Source organism: Chthonobacter rhizosphaerae (assembly GCF_013839525.1).
GTDB classification, from domain to species: domain Bacteria; phylum Pseudomonadota; class Alphaproteobacteria; order Rhizobiales; family Pleomorphomonadaceae; genus Chthonobacter; species Chthonobacter rhizosphaerae.
The window spans coordinates 50,637-66,507 of record NZ_JACDIS010000002.1 but is presented as its reverse complement, the minus strand read 5'-3'; the positions used below and the strand labels follow the sequence as shown (position 1 = coordinate 66,507).

General features: G+C 70.8%; 15 protein-coding genes. 5 read left to right on the top strand and 10 right to left on the bottom strand.

All coding sequences use genetic code 11. The features are described 5' to 3' along the window. Window positions 1-107: 107 nt before the first annotated feature. From cimA to cysS, 6 genes are all read right to left on the bottom strand, one after another. Window positions 108-1,697, bottom strand: coding sequence for a citramalate synthase (gene cimA, locus HND91_RS04170; protein WP_181705287.1), 1,590 nt, complete (start codon window positions 1,695-1,697; stop codon window positions 108-110). A gap of 66 nt (window positions 1,698-1,763) precedes the next feature. Beyond that, window positions 1,764-2,720: a prolyl aminopeptidase gene (gene pip / locus HND91_RS04165; protein WP_181705286.1), complete on the bottom strand. Its 957-nt coding sequence runs from the start codon at window positions 2,718-2,720 to the stop codon at window positions 1,764-1,766. Next, window positions 2,717-3,226 (bottom strand): GFA family protein, encoded by a 510-nt coding sequence (locus HND91_RS04160; RefSeq protein ID WP_181705285.1) that lies wholly within the window; start codon window positions 3,224-3,226, stop codon window positions 2,717-2,719. Before HND91_RS04160 ends, pip begins: the two co-directional genes overlap by 4 nt. Next, window positions 3,223-3,624 carry a HEPN domain-containing protein gene (locus HND91_RS04155; RefSeq protein WP_181705284.1) on the bottom strand — a complete coding sequence of 134 codons (402 nt, stop codon included), beginning with the start codon at window positions 3,622-3,624 and terminating at the stop codon, window positions 3,223-3,225. Before HND91_RS04155 ends, HND91_RS04160 begins: the two co-directional genes overlap by 4 nt. Further along, window positions 3,621-4,013: a nucleotidyltransferase domain-containing protein gene (locus HND91_RS22425; protein ID WP_210272583.1), complete on the bottom strand. Its 393-nt coding sequence runs from the start codon at window positions 4,011-4,013 to the stop codon at window positions 3,621-3,623. Before HND91_RS22425 ends, HND91_RS04155 begins: the two co-directional genes overlap by 4 nt. Continuing rightward, entirely contained in the window at window positions 4,013-5,419 is a 1,407-nt protein-coding gene (gene cysS / locus HND91_RS04145) for a cysteine--tRNA ligase (RefSeq protein ID WP_181705283.1), read from the bottom strand. Before cysS ends, HND91_RS22425 begins: the two co-directional genes overlap by 1 nt. 391 nt (window positions 5,420-5,810) lie before the next feature. Between cysS and phnC the strand changes: the two genes are divergently transcribed. The 4 genes from phnC to phnE (HND91_RS04125) all read left to right on the top strand — a co-directional run bounded on the left by phnC (window position 5,811) and on the right by phnE (HND91_RS04125) (window position 9,454). Beyond that, a complete protein-coding gene (gene phnC / locus HND91_RS04140; protein WP_181705282.1) occupies window positions 5,811-6,608 on the top strand; it encodes a phosphonate ABC transporter ATP-binding protein in 798 nt (265 codons plus the stop codon). An 84-nt stretch (window positions 6,609-6,692) separates the two neighbouring features. Continuing rightward, entirely contained in the window at window positions 6,693-7,607 is a 915-nt protein-coding gene (gene phnD / locus HND91_RS04135) for a phosphonate ABC transporter substrate-binding protein (RefSeq protein ID WP_181705281.1), read from the top strand. 96 nt (window positions 7,608-7,703) lie between these two features. After that, on the top strand, window positions 7,704-8,582 hold the full coding sequence (phnE, locus tag HND91_RS04130) for a phosphonate ABC transporter, permease protein PhnE (protein ID WP_181705280.1): 879 nt from the start codon (window positions 7,704-7,706) through the stop codon (window positions 8,580-8,582). Next, window positions 8,579-9,454, top strand: a complete 876-nt coding sequence (gene phnE / locus HND91_RS04125; RefSeq protein ID WP_181705279.1) for a phosphonate ABC transporter, permease protein PhnE — start codon at window positions 8,579-8,581, stop codon at window positions 9,452-9,454. The genes phnE (HND91_RS04130) and phnE (HND91_RS04125) overlap by 4 nt, the downstream gene beginning before the upstream one ends. Before the next feature lie 261 nt (window positions 9,455-9,715). On the opposite strand, the gene HND91_RS04120 is transcribed toward phnE (HND91_RS04125), so the two are convergent. Further along, window positions 9,716-10,216, bottom strand: a complete 501-nt coding sequence (locus tag HND91_RS04120; protein WP_181705664.1) for a CreA family protein — start codon at window positions 10,214-10,216, stop codon at window positions 9,716-9,718. Window positions 10,217-10,380: 164 nt separating this feature from the next. Continuing rightward, a complete protein-coding gene (gltX, locus tag HND91_RS04115; RefSeq protein WP_181705278.1) occupies window positions 10,381-11,748 on the bottom strand; it encodes a glutamate--tRNA ligase in 1,368 nt (455 codons plus the stop codon). Window positions 11,749-11,973: 225 nt separating this feature from the next. Between gltX and HND91_RS04110 the strand changes: the two genes are divergently transcribed. Beyond that, window positions 11,974-13,290: a glycosyltransferase family 87 protein gene (locus HND91_RS04110; RefSeq protein WP_181705277.1), complete on the top strand. Its 1,317-nt coding sequence runs from the start codon at window positions 11,974-11,976 to the stop codon at window positions 13,288-13,290. Here the strand turns inward: HND91_RS04110 and HND91_RS04105 are convergent. Together HND91_RS04105 and HND91_RS04100 are read right to left on the bottom strand one after the other, a co-directional pair. Further along, window positions 13,221-14,444, bottom strand: a complete 1,224-nt coding sequence (locus HND91_RS04105) for an MFS transporter (protein WP_181705276.1) — start codon at window positions 14,442-14,444, stop codon at window positions 13,221-13,223. The genes HND91_RS04110 and HND91_RS04105 overlap by 70 nt on opposite strands. A gap of 81 nt (window positions 14,445-14,525) precedes the next feature. Beyond that, complete coding sequence (locus tag HND91_RS04100; protein WP_181705275.1) at window positions 14,526-15,863, bottom strand: nitrilase-related carbon-nitrogen hydrolase; 1,338 nt, start codon at window positions 15,861-15,863, stop codon at window positions 14,526-14,528. Window positions 15,864-15,871: the final 8 nt, after the last annotated feature.

Genomic DNA, 15,871 nt, shown 5'->3' with positions numbered 1-15,871 from the left:
TTTCGCCGGGATGACGGTGGCGGGTCAGGTGGGGGTTCTCAGGGCCGCCGCTGGTCTTTCGCCAACACCTTGCCCCTTCGCCAGTACTCCACCCCACCGTCAGCACCCTACCCCTTCATCAGCTTGTACGTGATGCTGTCGATGAGGGCCTGGAAGGAGGCGTCGACGATGTTTTCGCTGACGCCGATGGTGGACCAGCGGCGGGCGGTGCGGCGGTCCAGGCTTTCGATGAGGACGCGGGTGACGGCGCCGGTGCCGCCGTTGAGGATGCGGACCTTGTAGTCGACCAGCTCCAGGCTCTCGATCTCGGCCTGGTACTTGCCGAGGTCCTTGCGGAGCGCCTGGTCGAGGGCGTTGACCGGGCCGTTGCCCTCGGCGACGGACATGAGGAGCTCGCCGTCGACGAGCACCTTCACCACCGCCTCGGAGACGACCACCATGTCGCCGTTGGCGTTGAAGCGGCGCTCCACCGAGGTGCGGTAGCTCTTCACCTGGAAATAGTCGGGCACGCCGCCGAGATGGCGGCGGGCGAGGAGTTCGAAGGACGCGTCGGCGGCCTCGTAGGCGAAGCCGCGCGCCTCCCGGTCCTTGACCTCGGCGAGGAGGCCGTCGAGGCGGCGGTCGGCCTTGTCGACGGTGACGCCGAGGCGGTCCAGCTCGGCGACGAGGTTGGACTTGCCAGCCTGGTCGGAGACGAGCACGCGCCGGCGGTTGCCGACGCTCTCCGGCGGCACGTGCTCGTAGGTGCGCGGGTCCTTCAGGATGGCGGACGCGTGAATGCCGGCCTTGGTGGCGAAGGCGGACGAGCCGACGTAGGGTGCGTGGCGGGACGGGGCGCGGTTGAGGATCTCGTCGAAGGCGCGGCTGATGGTGGTGAGCGTCGCAAGCGCCTCGGCCGAGACGCCGGTCTCGAAGCGGTCGGCGTAGAGGGGTTTCAGCTTCAGCGTAGGGATGAGGGTGGTGAGGTTGGCATTGCCGCAGCGCTCGCCGATGCCGTTGAGCGTGCCCTGGATCTGGCGGGCGCCGGCCAGCACCGCGGCGAGCGAGTTGGCGACCGCCTGCCCGGTGTCGTCGTGGGCGTGGATGCCGAGGTGGTCGCCGGGGACGACGGCGGACACGGCCCTCACGATGGCGGCCACCTCGTCCGGCTGGGCGCCGCCGTTGGTGTCGCAGAGCACGACCCAGCGGGCGCCGGCCTCGAAGGCGGCGGCGGCGCAGGCGAGCGCATAGTCCGGGTTGGCCTTGTAGCCGTCGAAGAAGTGCTCGCAGTCGACCAAAACCTCGCGCTCGGCGGCGCGGGCGGCCTCGACCGACTGGCGGATGGAGGCGAGGTTCTCCTCCCCCGTGGTGCCGAGCGCGACCTCCACGTGATAGTCCCAGGTCTTGGCCACGAAGGTGACCGCGTCGGTCGCCGCGCCGACGAGGGCGCGCACGCCCGGGTCGTTGTCGATGGAGACGCCGGGGCGGCGCGTCATGCCGAAGGCCGTGAAGGTGGCCCGGCGGGTGCGCTTCTCGGCGAAGAACTCGTCGTCCGTCGGGTTGGCGCCCGGATAGCCGCCCTCCAGGTAGTCGACGCCGAGCTCGTCGATGAGCCGGGCCACCTGGATCTTGTCCTCCACCGAGAAGTCGATGCCCGGCGTCTGGGCGCCGTCGCGGAGCGTGGTGTCGTAGAGGTAGAGGCGGTCTCTGGCGGACATGGCGTCGGCTCGGGGCTCGGGGATGGGGCGAGCCGCCCGGACGGGGCCGGGCGGCGCCGGGCTGTGTCAGGGCTTGCCGGCGAAGCGGTCGGTCGCCTGGACGAGATGATGCAGGATGCCGGGCTCGCTGAAGGCGTGGCCGGCGTCCTCCACGATGTGGAACTCGGCCTCCGGCCAAGCCTTGTGCAGGTCCCAGGCGGACTTCGGCGGCGTCGCCATGTCGTAGCGGCCCTGCACGATGACGCCCGGGATGCGGCGCAGCTTGTGGGCGTCGCGGATGAGCTGACCCTCCTCCAGCCAGCCGGCGTGGACGAAGTAGTGATTCTCGATCCTGGCGAAGGCGAGCGCGAACTCGCCGTTGGAGAAGGCGGCGGTCATGGACGGGTCCGGCAGGAGGGTGATGGTCTCGCCCTCCCAGATGGACCAGGCCTTGGCGGCCTCGATCCGGGCCGCCGCGTCGTCGCCGACGAGGCGGCGGCGGTAGGCCATGATGAGGTCGTCGCGCTCCGCCTCCGGGATGACGGAGAGGAAGCGGTCCCACTTGTCGGGGAACATGAGCGAGGCGCCGCGCTGGTAGTACCAGAGGAGCTCCTCGCGGCGGAGCGTGAAGATGCCCCGGAGGACGAGCTCCGACACCCGCTCCGGATGGGTCTCCGCATAGGCGAGCGCCAGGGTGGAGCCCCAGGAACCGCCGAACACCAGCCAGGCCTCGACGCCCATCATCCGGCGCAGCTTCTCAATGTCGGCGACGAGATGCCAGGTGGTGTTGGCCTCCAGCTCCGCATGCGGGCGGGAGCGGCCGCAGCCCCGCTGATCGAACAGGAGGACGTCGTAGAGGGCCGGGTCGAACACGCGACGCTGGCTGGGCGAACAGCCGCCGCCCGGGCCGCCGTGGAGGAAGACGGCCGGCTTCGCGCCCGGCGTGCCGACGCGCTCCCAGTAGATCGTGTGGCCGTCGCCGACGTCCAGCATCCCGCTCGCGTAGGGTTCGATCGGCGGGTAGAAACCTCGGCGTTCGGTCATCGGGTGTCCTCCGGGGGAAGCGGCCAGCGGGGCGTGTCGTGGTCGGGATGCTGGTGCGAGACGACCGACGCCAGGAACGCCGCCACGGCCGGGTCCTCGTCGTTGTTGCGCACCGGCAGGTCGGCGAGGTCGTGTACGTAGGGCACGCGGCTCTCGATCTCGAGCTGGTACTTCGGCTTGAAGCGGGACGGGTCGTCGAAGCTGCCGATCGTGAGGGCGATCTCGGCCCCCGCCTCCCAGGTGAGCGGGGTGCCGCAGTCGCCGCAGAAGCCCCGCAGCGCCACTGTGGAGGAGCGGAAGATCTTCCGGTAGCCGCGCGTCCAGGTCAGCCTCTCCGGGTCCACGTTCACGAACGCGCCGTAGAGGCCGCCGGTCGCCTTCTGGCACATGCGGCAGTGGCAGATGGAGGCGGCGTTGACGCCGTCGCAGCGGAAGCGGATGGCGCCGCACTGGCAGCCGCCGGTGTGGACGGGCGCGGGGCCGGCGGACCCGGTGTCGGTGGTCATGGGGTATCCTCCGATGGTCCTCGACGACTGTCGGTCAGAAGCGCGGCGGCGGCGACGATTTCCGCAGCCATGTCGACGTCGCGGCGAGCCTCGTCGAGACCGACCGACGCCAGATCGTAGTCCGCGACGGCTCGTGCCTCGAACAGGCGGTGGAGTTCGCGCCCATGGTGGGCCGGCATGCGGCCGGTCTTGACGAACGCTTCGGAGAACAGCCGCGACACGGTGCGATGGGTCTTGATCGTCGCGAGATCCACGCCCTCCACCGTGGCGAGCAGGTCGCGCACCGCGTTGAACACCGCGTAGTAGGCGCGGTTCGCAGCGCCGTCGGCGTCGCCCGCATTCAGAAGAAGACGGGCGGCGGCCAGGGCCTCGGCGGATTTGGCGCGCAGGTCCGTCATGGCGCACGCAGCGGGCGGGCGTCCCGGCGGATGGCCCGGACGAGCGACGGGGCGGACGCGCCGTCGGGGTCGCGCCAGTCCTCGGCGCTGACGATCCAGAACTGGACGTAGAGGCCCCACCGGTCGAGGATCTCCTCGGTGAGCGGCAGGAGCGCGATCTTCTCCTGCCACGGCTCCCACGGTCCGCCGGCAAGCACGACCGCGACATCCGCGTCGCTCTCCGGGCGGTGATCGCCGCGGGCCCGGCTGCCGAACAGGACCGTCTCGACGAGGGTCGGCCCGTACCGTTCGACGAGGGCGTCCGCGACCCGGCCGAGCGCGTCGCTCGCCGCCGCGTCGGAGGGCGGCTGCGCGAGACGCGTCAGATCGTAGGTCGCGGTTCTGGACATCACCGCTTCACCTCCCAGGTGGTCACCGGCTCGCCGGTGGCGGAGTCCTTGCCGTCCTTGAGGCTCACGCCCATGGCGGCGAGCTCGTCGCGGATGCGGTCGCCCTCGGCGAAGTTCCTGGCTTTGCGGGCGGCGAGGCGGGCCTGGATGAGCCTCTCGACGGCAGCCGCATCCACCGAGGCGGCCGGGCGACGAGCAGCCCATTCGGCCGGAGTATCGGCCAGGAAGCCGAGGAGACGGAGCGCGCCCGCGAGCGCGGCCGGATCCGACCTCAGGCCATGCAACTCCGCGACCGCCTTCGGGGTGTTCAGATCATCGGACAGCGCCTCGACAACGGTCGGGGCAACCGTCCCAGGCCCGGCATCCGCCGTCGCGGCGTACCAGTCGTCGAGCACGCGCCAGCTCTCCTCCATGCCCCTCACCGTCCAGTCGATCGGCTGGCGGTAGTGCGTCTTCAGCATGTTGAAGCGCAGCACCTCGCCGGGCCAGTCGGCAAGCAGCTCGTGGATCGTCACGAAGTTGCCGAGGCTTTTCGACATCTTCTCGCCTTCCACCTGAAGGAAGCCGTTGTGCATCCAGACGCGCGCCATCTGGGGCGTGCCGAGGGCGCAGCAGGTCTGGGCGATCTCGTTCTCATGGTGCGGGAAGACGAGGTCGATGCCGCCGCCGTGGATGTCGAACGTGTTCTTCAGCGGATCGTCGCAGGCGAAGCCGCCGCCGAACGGCTCGATCAGGGTGGCGAGCGACATGGCCGAGCACTCGATGTGCCAACCGGGACGGCCCCTGCCCCACGGGCTCGGCCAGCCGGGCTCGTCGGCGGACGAGGGCTTCCAGAGCACGAAGTCCATGGGATCGCGCTTGTAGGGCGCGACGTCCACGCGGGCGCCGGCGATCATGTCGTCGAGGGAGCGGCGGGCGAGCGCCCCGTAGGCCGGCATGGCGGGCACGTGGAAGAGCGCGTGTCCCTCCGCCTCGTAGGCGTAGCCGCGCGCGATCAGCCGCTCGATGAGGGCGACCATGGTCTCCACGTGCTCGGTGGCGCGCGGCGTTTCGCTGGGCTCCAGGCAGCCGAGGGCGGCCACGTCGGCCTGGAACTGGCCGTAGGTGGTCTCGGTGAGGGTGCGGATCGCCTCCACCGGCGGAACGCCCGGGAAGTCGCGCATGGCGCGCGCGTTGATCTTGTCGTCCACGTCGGTGATGTTGCGGACATAGGTGACGTGATCGGCGCCGTAGATATGGCGGAGCAGCCGGAACAGCACGTCAAACACGATCACCGGGCGGGCGTTGCCGATGTGGGCGAAGTCGTAGACCGTCGGGCCGCACACGTACATGCGCACGTGAGCGGGATCGATCGGCTCGAAGGCCTCCTTCGTGCGGGTCAGCGTGTTGTAGAGCTTCAGGCTCACGGCACAGATCCCCTTCCCCATCGTCGTCGGCGCCGGACGCGCGCGCGGCCGGCCGTTCCACCGGCTGGCGGAAGCAGTCATCCGTTCGATCTGGTGAGGGTCAGACGGGGACGGCCGCGGCCAGCTTCTTCAGCTCAGCCACAAATGATGCAAAGAGCGATCATCGTGCGGGCGCGGTCGCGCGTGTCCGTCGTCATGCCGATGTCTATGCGCGACGGCGGGTCGGACGTCAAGGCGGACCGGCCCGAAACCGGGCGGCGCGGAGGCGTCCGGTAGAGCCGTCGGCACATCTAGACGTTTGTAACAGAACTGACATCGAACCTTCGTTGGACCGTCAACGGCCGTCGATAGGACTGGTCTCGAAGCTGATCAAGGCATCGGGAGACCGCGCATGCTCGCCATCGAAGGACTGACACGCCGCTTCGGCACCAAGGCCGCCGTGAGCAACGTGTCTCTGGAGATCGAACCGGGCGCCTTCGTGGGCGTGATCGGCCGTTCGGGCGCCGGCAAGTCCACGCTGCTCAGGCTGATCAACCGGCTCGTCGACCCGAGCGAGGGCCGGATCGTGTGCGACGGCGTGGACGTGACCGCCCTCTCCGGCCAGGCGCTGCGCCACTGGCGCGCCGACTGCGCCATGATCTTCCAGCAGTTCAACCTGGTCGGCCGCCTGGACGTGCTGACCAACGTGCTGACCGGCCGCCTCGCCAAGGTGTCGACCGGGCGGTCGGTGCTGCGACTCTGGGGCGACGACGACAAGGCGCGGGCGCTGGCGGCGCTCGACATGCTGGACATGGCGCCGTTCGCCGCCCAGCGCGCCGACAGCCTGTCGGGCGGCCAGCAGCAGCGCGTGGCGATCGCCCGCGCGCTGGTCCAGGAGCCCAAGATCCTGCTCGCCGACGAGCCGATCGCCTCGCTCGACCCGCGCAACACCAAGGTGGTGATGGACTCGCTCCAGCGGATCAACAAGGAACTCGGCATCACCATCCTGTGCAACCTGCACTCGCTCGACCTCGCCCGCGCCTATTGCGACCGGCTGGTCGGCATGGCCGACGGCCGCGTGGTCTTCCAGGGCCGCGGCTTCGACCTGACCGACCACGTGGCGCGCGACCTCTACGGCCTGGAGGCCGGGGACGTGATGGAGGACGCCCACGAGATGGGCGCCGGGACCCGAATGGCCGCCTCGGCCTGACCCATGCGGGCGGCCCGGCAGTCCGCCGGGCGGCCGCATCAACGACCAAGCAAGAACACCTCGTCCCGACCAGGAGACCGTCACATGCTGACCCGCCGCACCGTGCTCGGCGCCGCCCTCGCGGCCGCCACCCTCGCTTCCGCCCCGGCCGTCGCCGCCGACTGGAAGACCGAATACCCGGAGATCACCTTCGCCATCGTCCCGGCGGAAAACGCCTCGGGCGTGACCGAGCGCTGGGGTCCCTACGTGGACTACCTGTCCAAGGAACTCGGCGTGAAGGTGACGCTGCGCATCGCCCAGGACTACGCGGCCGTGATCGAGGGCCAGCGTTCGGGCGAGATCCACGTGGCCTACTACGGCCCGTCCGCCTTCGCCCGCGCCCTGATGACCGGCGTCAACACCGAAGCCTTCGCCATGGAAGTCTCCAAGGGCGGCGTGCAGGGCTACTACTCGGTGTTCTACGTGAAGGCCGAGAGCCCCTACCAGAAGATCGAGGACCTGAAGGGCAAGAACCTCGGCCTCGTCGACCCGAACTCCACCTCGGGCAACAACGTGCCGCGCTTCGAGATGGACAAGATGGGCATCGACCCGGAGACCTTCTTCTCCAAGGTCGTCTATGCGGGCAGCCATGAGAACGCCGTGACGGCGCTGCAGCAGGGCACCGTGGACGTGGCCGCCAACTGGTGGAACGCCGAGGACGACAGCAACCTCCTGCGCATGGCCACCAAGGGCATGGTCAAGGCCGAGGACTACCGCGTCATCTACAAGTCGCCGATGATCGTGAACTCGCCGGTCGCCTACCTGGCCGACCTGCCGGCCGACATGAAGACCGCCATCAAGGCCGCCTTCCTGGAATCGCCGGTCAAGGCCAAGGAGGCGTTCGACCGCATCTCCGACGGCAAGAACGAGCCGTGGGCCGAGAACGACAACAGCCGCTACGACACCATCATCGAGCTGAACAAGTTCGTCGACGCCCTGAAGAAGAAGAAGGCGTCCTGATCGCCTGACACGACAGCGCCGGCCGGGCCTCCTGCAGGGGACCGGCCGGCTTTTTCTTGCGGCCTTGTCCGCGCGTCTTGAGGTCGGGAGAGGCCCTTGTCCACCGTCACGCCCAATCCGGAGCGCCTGGACGCGCTGAAAGCCGCCTACGCCAGCGCGAGCGCGGCGCGGCGGAACCGGACGCTCCTCGGCATCGCCATCTTCCTCGCCGTCATGGTCGGCTCCGCCATCGTGGCCGAGGTGAACATCGGCAAGCTGGTGGCCAAGTTCGGCAACTTCACGAGCTATTTCGAGCGCCTGGCCCACCTGGACAGCGGCGCCCTGGTGACCACGGACATCGGCGAATGGTTCTGGGGCCTCAACCACTGGCTGAAGCTTCTGGCCGAAACTTTGATGATCGCCTACGTGGGCACCATCGTGGGCGCGGTGCTCGGCTTCCTGCTATGCTTCCCGGCGGCCCGCAACCTGACCCGATCCGCCTGGGAGATGGCGATCGTCCGCCGCTTCCTGGAGTTCTGCCGCACCGTGCCGGAGATCGTGTTCGCGCTGATCTTCGTGGTCGCGTTCGGCCTCGGCCCCCTGCCCGGCGTGCTCGCCATCGCGATCCACACCACGGGCGCGCTCGGCAAGCTGTTCTCCGAGGTGGTGGAGAACATCGACATGAAGCCGGTGGACGGCATCCTGGCGAGCGGCGGCAACCGGGTGCAGGTGATCCGCTTCGCGGTGGTGCCCCAGGTGCTGTCCAACTTCCTCAGCTACGCCCTGCTGCGCTTCGAGATCAACGTGCGCGGCGCCGCCATCATGGGCTTCGTCGGCGCCGGCGGCATCGGCCAGGACCTCCTGGAGTCGGTGCGCAAGTTCTACTACTCGGACGTCAGCGCCATCCTGCTCCTCATCATCGCCACCGTGTTCGTGATCGACATGGTCACCGAGCGTGCCCGCCACGCCCTCATCGGCCGGGAGGCCCATCGATGACCGCCACCACGCTCCGCACCCTCTCGGCCATCGCGGCCCAGGAGGCGCCACGCCTGCGCGCCGCCTATCCGGACGTGTTCCGGGTGGACCTGAAGCGCCGCGCGCTCACCATCGGCGGGATCGGCCTGCTCGTGGGGCTGTTCGCCCTCGGCCTGACCATGCTGGAAACGTCGTGGACGCGGGTCTTCCTCGGCCTCGGCGAGCTCGGGAAGTTCGTCGTCTACATGATCCCGCCGGATCCCGGCAGCTGGTCCAAGGCGCTCGTCTACCTGGGCGCGCTGGCCGAGACGGTGGCGATCGCGATCCTCGGCACGGTGCTGGCGGCCATCCTGGCGCTGCCGTTCGGCTTCCTGGCGGCCCGCAACGTGGTGCCGAGCTGGATCCTGCGCTTCCTGATGCGCCGGAGCCTCGACACCATCCGCAGCGTGGACGCGCTGATCTGGGCGCTGATCTGGGTGAACGTGGTGGGCCTCGGGCCGTTCGCGGGCGTGCTCGCCATCATGACGTCGGACTTCGGGACGTTCGGCAAGCTGTTCTCCGAAGCGGTGGAGGCGGCGGACGCCAAGGCCTCCGAGGGCATCAAGTCGACGGGCGGCAGCGATCTGCACCAGGTGCGCTTCGGCCTGTTGCCCCAGGTGCTGCCGCTGTTCGCCAGCCAGGTGCTCTACTACATCGAGAGCAACACCCGCTCGGCCACCATCATCGGCATCGTGGGCGCCGGCGGCATCGGCCTGCACCTCTACGAGCAGATCCGGACGCTGGAGTACCAGCACGTGTCGTTCATCATCATCCTGGTGCTGGCGGCGGTGTCGCTGATCGACTGGGTGTCCAGCCGCCTGCGGTTCTCGGTGATCGGGATCCGTCAGACCTGAGGGAAAGAGGGCGGGGTGGTCGGACGCACCCTCGGCCATTCTCCCGGCGGATGCCGGGTTCCCCTTCCGCTCCGTCATCCCGGCGAAAGCCGGGATCCGAACGGAGGTCGGGGAAGGCCCGCCGGTGCGGATCATAGGGGTGACGGTCGGGCCCCGGCTTTCGCCGGGGTGACGTCCGGGGGGAAGAAGGGTGGCGGATCACCGGGACGGACAGGCCCGCCACCGTCGGCCGACCGGCTCCGATCCGCCCTCCCCCTCGTCTCAGTCCAGCCACTCCGCGCATTTCGGCGCTTCGCCGCCGTTCCAGGGCATGATGGGAACGGAGGACGTGGAGTTCTTCGGGCTGCCTTCGATCAGCTTGTCCGAGTAGACCAGATAGACCAGCACGTTGCGCCTCACGTCGCAGCCGCGGACGATCTGCATCTTCTTGAAGAAGAGCGACCGGCTCTGGCGATACATGTCCTCGCCCTGATCGAACTTCTGCTTGAACACGATGGGGCCGATCTGGCGGCAGGCGAGGGAGATGTCGGAGACCTCCTCGGCGAGGCCGAGCATGCCTTCCACGCCGCCCTTCTCGGGCACCGTGAAGTGGCAGGAGACGCCCTCCACCAGCGGGTCGTCGATGGCATAGACGGCGAGCTTGTGGTCGGGGGTGAGGAATTTCCAGACCGTCGAGCGCTTGAAGATGAGATCGGGGTCCTGCGCCAGGGCGCCGGTGGCGGTGAGAACCAGCGCGGCCGCCGCCGCAACGATGCGCTTCATCATGGGTGTGTCCACGTCCCTCCGGGAGATCGGCTCGCTGCCGACGGCTGAGAGATGGCGTGTCGCGATGACGATTGAAAGACGCAAGATCCCGGATCGGTCACCGACGACGCCCGACGGGGCGATGCCGGGGCCGGCGCGGCTGCGGCTGTCCGCGCCCGGCTTCAGGCGGCGAGGCGGCGCAGCGTCTCGGCGCGGCCGACGAGCGGCAGGAGCGCGGCCATCTCCGGGCCGTGGTCGAGACCGGTGAGGGCGAGGCGGAGCGGCATGAAGAGCGCCCTGCCCTTCCGGCCGGTGGCGTCCTTGAGGGCGCCGGTCCAGGCCCGGAAGGTGTCGGCGTCGAACGGCTCCGGCGGCAGGAGGCGGGCGGCGTCGCCGAGAAAGGCGCGGTCCTCCTCGGCGATGATGGGCGTCAGGCCCTCGCCCGTCACCACGCGCCACCAGAGCGATGCTTCGGCGAAGGTAGCGCAGTTGCCGGCGACGGCGGACCAGAAGGCCGGGTCCGGCGGGATTCCGAGCGCCTGGAGGCGCGGCGCGGCGCGCTCGAACGGCAGCGCGTGGACGGTGCGGGCGTTGAGGTGGTCGAGATCGGCCGGATCGAACCGCGCGGCGGACCTGGACGCGGCGGCGGGGTCGAACCCGGCGGCGAGGTCGTCGAGCGAGGCGACCGGCTCCACCGCGTGGCTGGTGCCGATGCCGACGGCGAGGGCCGCCACGGCCTCGGGCTCCAGGCCCTTCTCGCGGAGGGAGCGGAGCGACAGGGCGCCGGTGCGCTTGGAGAGGCCCTCGCCGCTCGCGTCGGTGAGGAGATTGTGGTGGCCGAAGGCCGGCACCGGGCCGCCGAGCGCCTCGAAGATGGCGATCTGGACGCCGGTGTTGGTGACGTGGTCCTCGCCGCGGATCACGTGCGTCACGCCGAGGTCCAAGTCGTCGATGACCGAGGGCAGCGTGTAGAGATAGGTGCCGTCCGCGCGGATCAGCACCGGATCGGACAGGGAGCCGAGGTCGACGGTCTGCGGGCCGCGGCAGAGGTCGTCCCAGTGGACTTCGCGGCGCTCGGGCTGGAACGGGTCGGCGGCGAAATTCGGCAGCAGGAAGCGCCAGTGCGGCTGCCGGCCCTCGGCCTCCAGGCGCGCCCGGTCGTCGGCGGTGAGCCGGAGGGCGGCGCGGTCGTAGACGGGCGGCAGGCCCCGGGCGCGGCGGCGGCGGCGGCCGTACTCCAGCTCCTCGGCAGTCTCGTAGGCCGGGTAGAGAAGGCCCTTGGTGACGAGGTCGGCCTTGACGGCGTCGTAGCGACCGAACCGGTCGGACTGGCGGACCACCTGGTCGGGCCGCACGCCGAGCCAGGCGAGGTCCTCCGCTATCGCGGCCGCGAAGGCGTCGGTGGAGCGGGCGCGGTCGGTGTCGTCGAGGCGCAGGATGAAGCGCCCGCCGGCGCGGCGCGCCAACAGCCAGTTGAACAGCGCCGTGCGGGCGTTGCCGATGTGGATGTAGCCGGTGGGAGACGGGGCGAAACGGACGGTGGCGCTCATGGCGACGGGTGTACCCCGTGCCTCGGACGCGGGCAACTCGGCACGGGGCTCTGATGACGGACTTCGCGGCCGGCGAGGCACCGCAGGGCGGACGGGGAGGCGAGATGCGCCGGCGGGCCGGACGGACCCTGCTGGCCGCCATGTTTTTCCAAGCAGAAGAACCGATGTTTAAGCGCTGGCGTCTAGGCTGTGCCGCATCGGATCCCCCTCGCCTGCCGGACCCGCATGAGCGCCCCGACCCTTGACACCGCCCAGCCCTCGCAGCCGTCGTTCAACCTCGGAGAATTTCTGGCCCGGCGGTTGCCGATCGTCCTCGGCATCTTCGCGGTCAGCCTGGTCCTCAAGGCGCTGTCCTTCCACGGCATCCCAACGAAGCCGGAGGAAGTGTCGCTCGTCGACTTCGACGCCTTCTACGTGGCGGCGCAGATGGTTTGGGAGGGCCGGATCGCCGACGCGTATCACTTTCCGAACATGGCGGTGGCGCAGGCGGCGCACGCGGGCTGGGACGAGCCCAAGACCTTCATGCCGTGGAACTACCCGCCGCAGTTCGACGTGATAGTCGCGCCCTTCGGTCTGCTGCCGATCGGCGTCGCCTACCTGCTCTTCACCGGCCTGTCGCTGACGGCCTTCCTGCTCGTGCTGCGCCGGATCGCGGGCGAGCACTTCCCGCTGGTGGTCGGACTCTTCTACCCGATGTTCCTGGTGACGCTGAACTGCGGCCAGAACGGCTTCCTGACGGGCGCCCTGATCGGCTGGGCGGCGCTCGCGCTCATCGCCAACCGAACCCTGGCGGGCCTGCCGCTGGGGCTGATGGTCATCAAGCCGCATCTGGCGGTGACCTTCGCTCTCCATGCGGTGGTCACCCGCCGTGTCGCCCCGATAATCCTCGCCGCGGCGGTCGTGGCGCTGACGAGCCTGGGCGCGACCGTGGCGCTCGGCGGCGAGGTCTGGCCCGCTTTCGTGGCCGGGGCCGGCGAGGCCAAGTATTTCCTCGTGAACGGCTACTTCCCCCTGTACCGCATGGTGTCGGTCTACGCCACCGTGCGCACGCTGGTGCCGTCGCCGGAAGTCGCCATCGCGGTGCAGGCTCTGGCAGCGGTCGGGGCCCTCGCGGCGACCGTGCTGGCGATCCGGCGGTTCAACCCTCGCCAGGCGATCGGGATGACGGCGCTGCTGTCGCTCTCCATTAGTCCCTACGCCTACGACTATGACCTGCCGGTGTTCGCGGTCGGCGTGGGTCTGGTTTTGCCGGACATCCTGAAGGTGATCGGCGCGCGCGAGCGCGTGGCGCTGTTCGCGGCGATCTTCGTGATGTGCGGCTTCGGCGGGGTGCAGTCGTTCCGGCTCGGTGTCCTCGACACGGGTCTGATCCACGTGGGCCAGGACCCGCTGCCCTTGTCGATCACCGGCGCCCTGATGCTGACGGTGGTCGTCATGATCTGGCGGCTGCTGGAACGGGCGCAGGCGCCCGATCAGGCGACCCGACGCCTGCCGACCCGGACCGCCACCACCCCCATGAGCCCGGCGGCGGCCACCGAGTAGCCGCCGAGCGCCATCAGCGTGGTGGTGACCGGGATCCCGGCGTCGGCCAGAAGGCCGACGAGCGCCGGCGACAGGGCCGAGGCGAACACGAGGCCGGACGTGGCGAGCCCGCGCACGGCGCCGAGGTGGCGGGTGCCGTAGAGTTCGGCCCAGAGCGCCCCGAGGAGCGTGTTCGCGCCGCCGGCCGTCATGCCGGCGAGGCCAAGGGCGACCGGGATCAGCACCGGGTCTTCCGCGACGCCGATCAGCACCGCCGCCATGCCCATCGGCAGCAGATAGACCGGCAGGATGCGGCGCGCGCCCACGCGGTCGATCACCACGCCGGCGACGAGGCTCGTCAACACGGTGGTGGCCGCGTAGACCGGAAACGCGCCCGCGAACCAGGTGAGCGGCCAGCCTTTCTCGGCCATCATGGGAACCTGGGTGAAGAAGACGGCGGTGAGCACGAAGGGCGGCGCGAGCACGCCCGGCTGGAGGGCGTAGAACAGGCCGTCGCGCAGCACCTCGGCGCGGGTCCAGTGGCGGCGGTCGTCCTCGAGCGGATCGCCGCCGGCGGGCCCGGCGCCGGTCCGGTCGTCGGAGGGCTCGCGGGCGAGCAGGACCGCCATGGCCGGAATGGCGACGAGCGCCAGGAAGGCGGCGCCGGCGAGCCAGGTCTGCCGCCAGCCGAGCGCGCCGATCAGGGTGACGGCGATCAGCGGGAACACCGCCTCGCCCGACGGATGGCCGAGGGCGGCGAGCGACACCGCCTTGCCGCGCGCCTTCGGGAACCAGCGGCCCATGCCGGTCATGGCCACGTGGCTCATCATGCCCTGACCGAAGAAGCGCAGGCCGAACAGGAGCACGACCAGCATGGCCGGGTGCGAGACCACGCTCATGAGGCCGGCCGTGAGCGCGAGGCCGGCCATCATGCCGATCGCGACGAAGCGCAGGCGCGGCCGATCTGTGACCTTGCCGACCGCCATCAGAGTGGCGGCGCTCGCCAGGGTGGCGACCGAGTAGAGCGTGCCGAACGCGCCGGCTGAAAGGGCGAGCGACGCCTGCAGGTGGCCGGCGAAGATGGACACGAAGAAGGTCTGTCCGAAACTGGAGGACAGGGTCATCAGCCAGCCGGCGATCAGCCAGCGGGCACCGGCGCGGAGGGTCTCGGGCATGCGGGGGACGGGTCCAACGTGTGTGATCGCCGGCGGTCCGGTCGGTCCGGCGGCGCCCGCCGGACCGCCGGGCCGCCGGCGCTAGGGCGAGCGGCCGGCGAGCCGGAGTCCGGGCCCGGCGCCGAGCGATCGGCGGTGGCCGGCGCTCCCGCCGGCGTTCTTCCGGGCGGGCTCGTCCGGCGGGGGCGGCGGGGAACCGGCGGCGGCGAGCCAGGCGGCGAGGCGGTCCAGGTCGGCGGCGTCCAGATCGAGGCAGAGGTCGTAGGCGTCGGCCGCGCCCGGACCGTGTGGTGACGCGGCGATGCGCACCGCGCCGGCGGAGACGGCCGCCGCGTCTAGGAGCGCCACGCGCGCGATCGCCTCGAGGGCGGCATCGGCGGCGTCGGCGGGCGCGCCGACCGCATGGCCGAGGGCCGCCACCAAGGGCGCGAGGGCGAGCGGGACGCGGCGCACGCGGGCATCGAGGCCGGGCGGGAGAACGGGCCGGTCGTCGGGGACGAGGGCGAGGACCCGATCCGGGCCGAGCGCGTCGGCGAGGGCCTGGATGGCCAAGCCGGCGGCACCGTCGGTCGCGTCGACCGCCACGGCGGATGCGCCGGAAAGGCGGAGAACGTGGTCGCCGGCGGCGCCGAGGGCGCGCCAGAGCGCCTCCTCCGGTCCCGGCAGATCCGCGACCGGCCCGCCGGACGCGACCCAGCGGTCATCGTCCGCGCGGTGGAGGTCGAGACGCGGGGCCGCCTCGGCCAGCAGCGGAAGCTGGCAGGCGAGGCCGCGGTCGGCCTCCAGGCCGAAGGACGCGCCGGCGAGCAGGCGCCCGTCGGGCAGGCCGCCGACGCCGTTGACCGCGACGAGCGGCAGGTCGGTCTCCACGACGCGGGCGACCGCCGTCTGCAGGGAGGTTTCGGCGGCGTCCGGCCCGAAGGTCCAGGCTCCGAGGACGACGACGAGTTCGGCGCCGGTCTCGGCGAGGCACTCGGCCACATCCTCGCCGTCGAGATCCGATCCGACCACGATGCCGACGCGAACGCCGCGCACGGCGAGCGGGCCGGGCATGGGGCCGGCCGCATAGGGGGCATCCACACGGACACGGAAACGAAGGCCCTCGATCCGGCCCCGGTCGAGGAGGACGGCGGCGTCGTGAAGGCGGCCACCGTCGACGAGCGCCGTGCCGACCAGAAGAGCGGGGCCGCCGTCGGCGGTTTCGGCCGCGAGGCCATCGAGCGCGGCGCGGGCCTCGGCGACGGTGGCCGGGTCGGTGCGACCGCCGGTGAGCGCGAGGGCGGGCGTGACGACGAGGTCTGCGCCGGCCTCGGCCGCCTCGGCGCGGACATGGCGCAGGCGAGCCGCCACATGCCGCGGCGAACCGCCGAGCCGGATCTGGGCGAGCGCGAGACGGAGTCGGGCGGGGGCGGATGTCATCCGGCCCG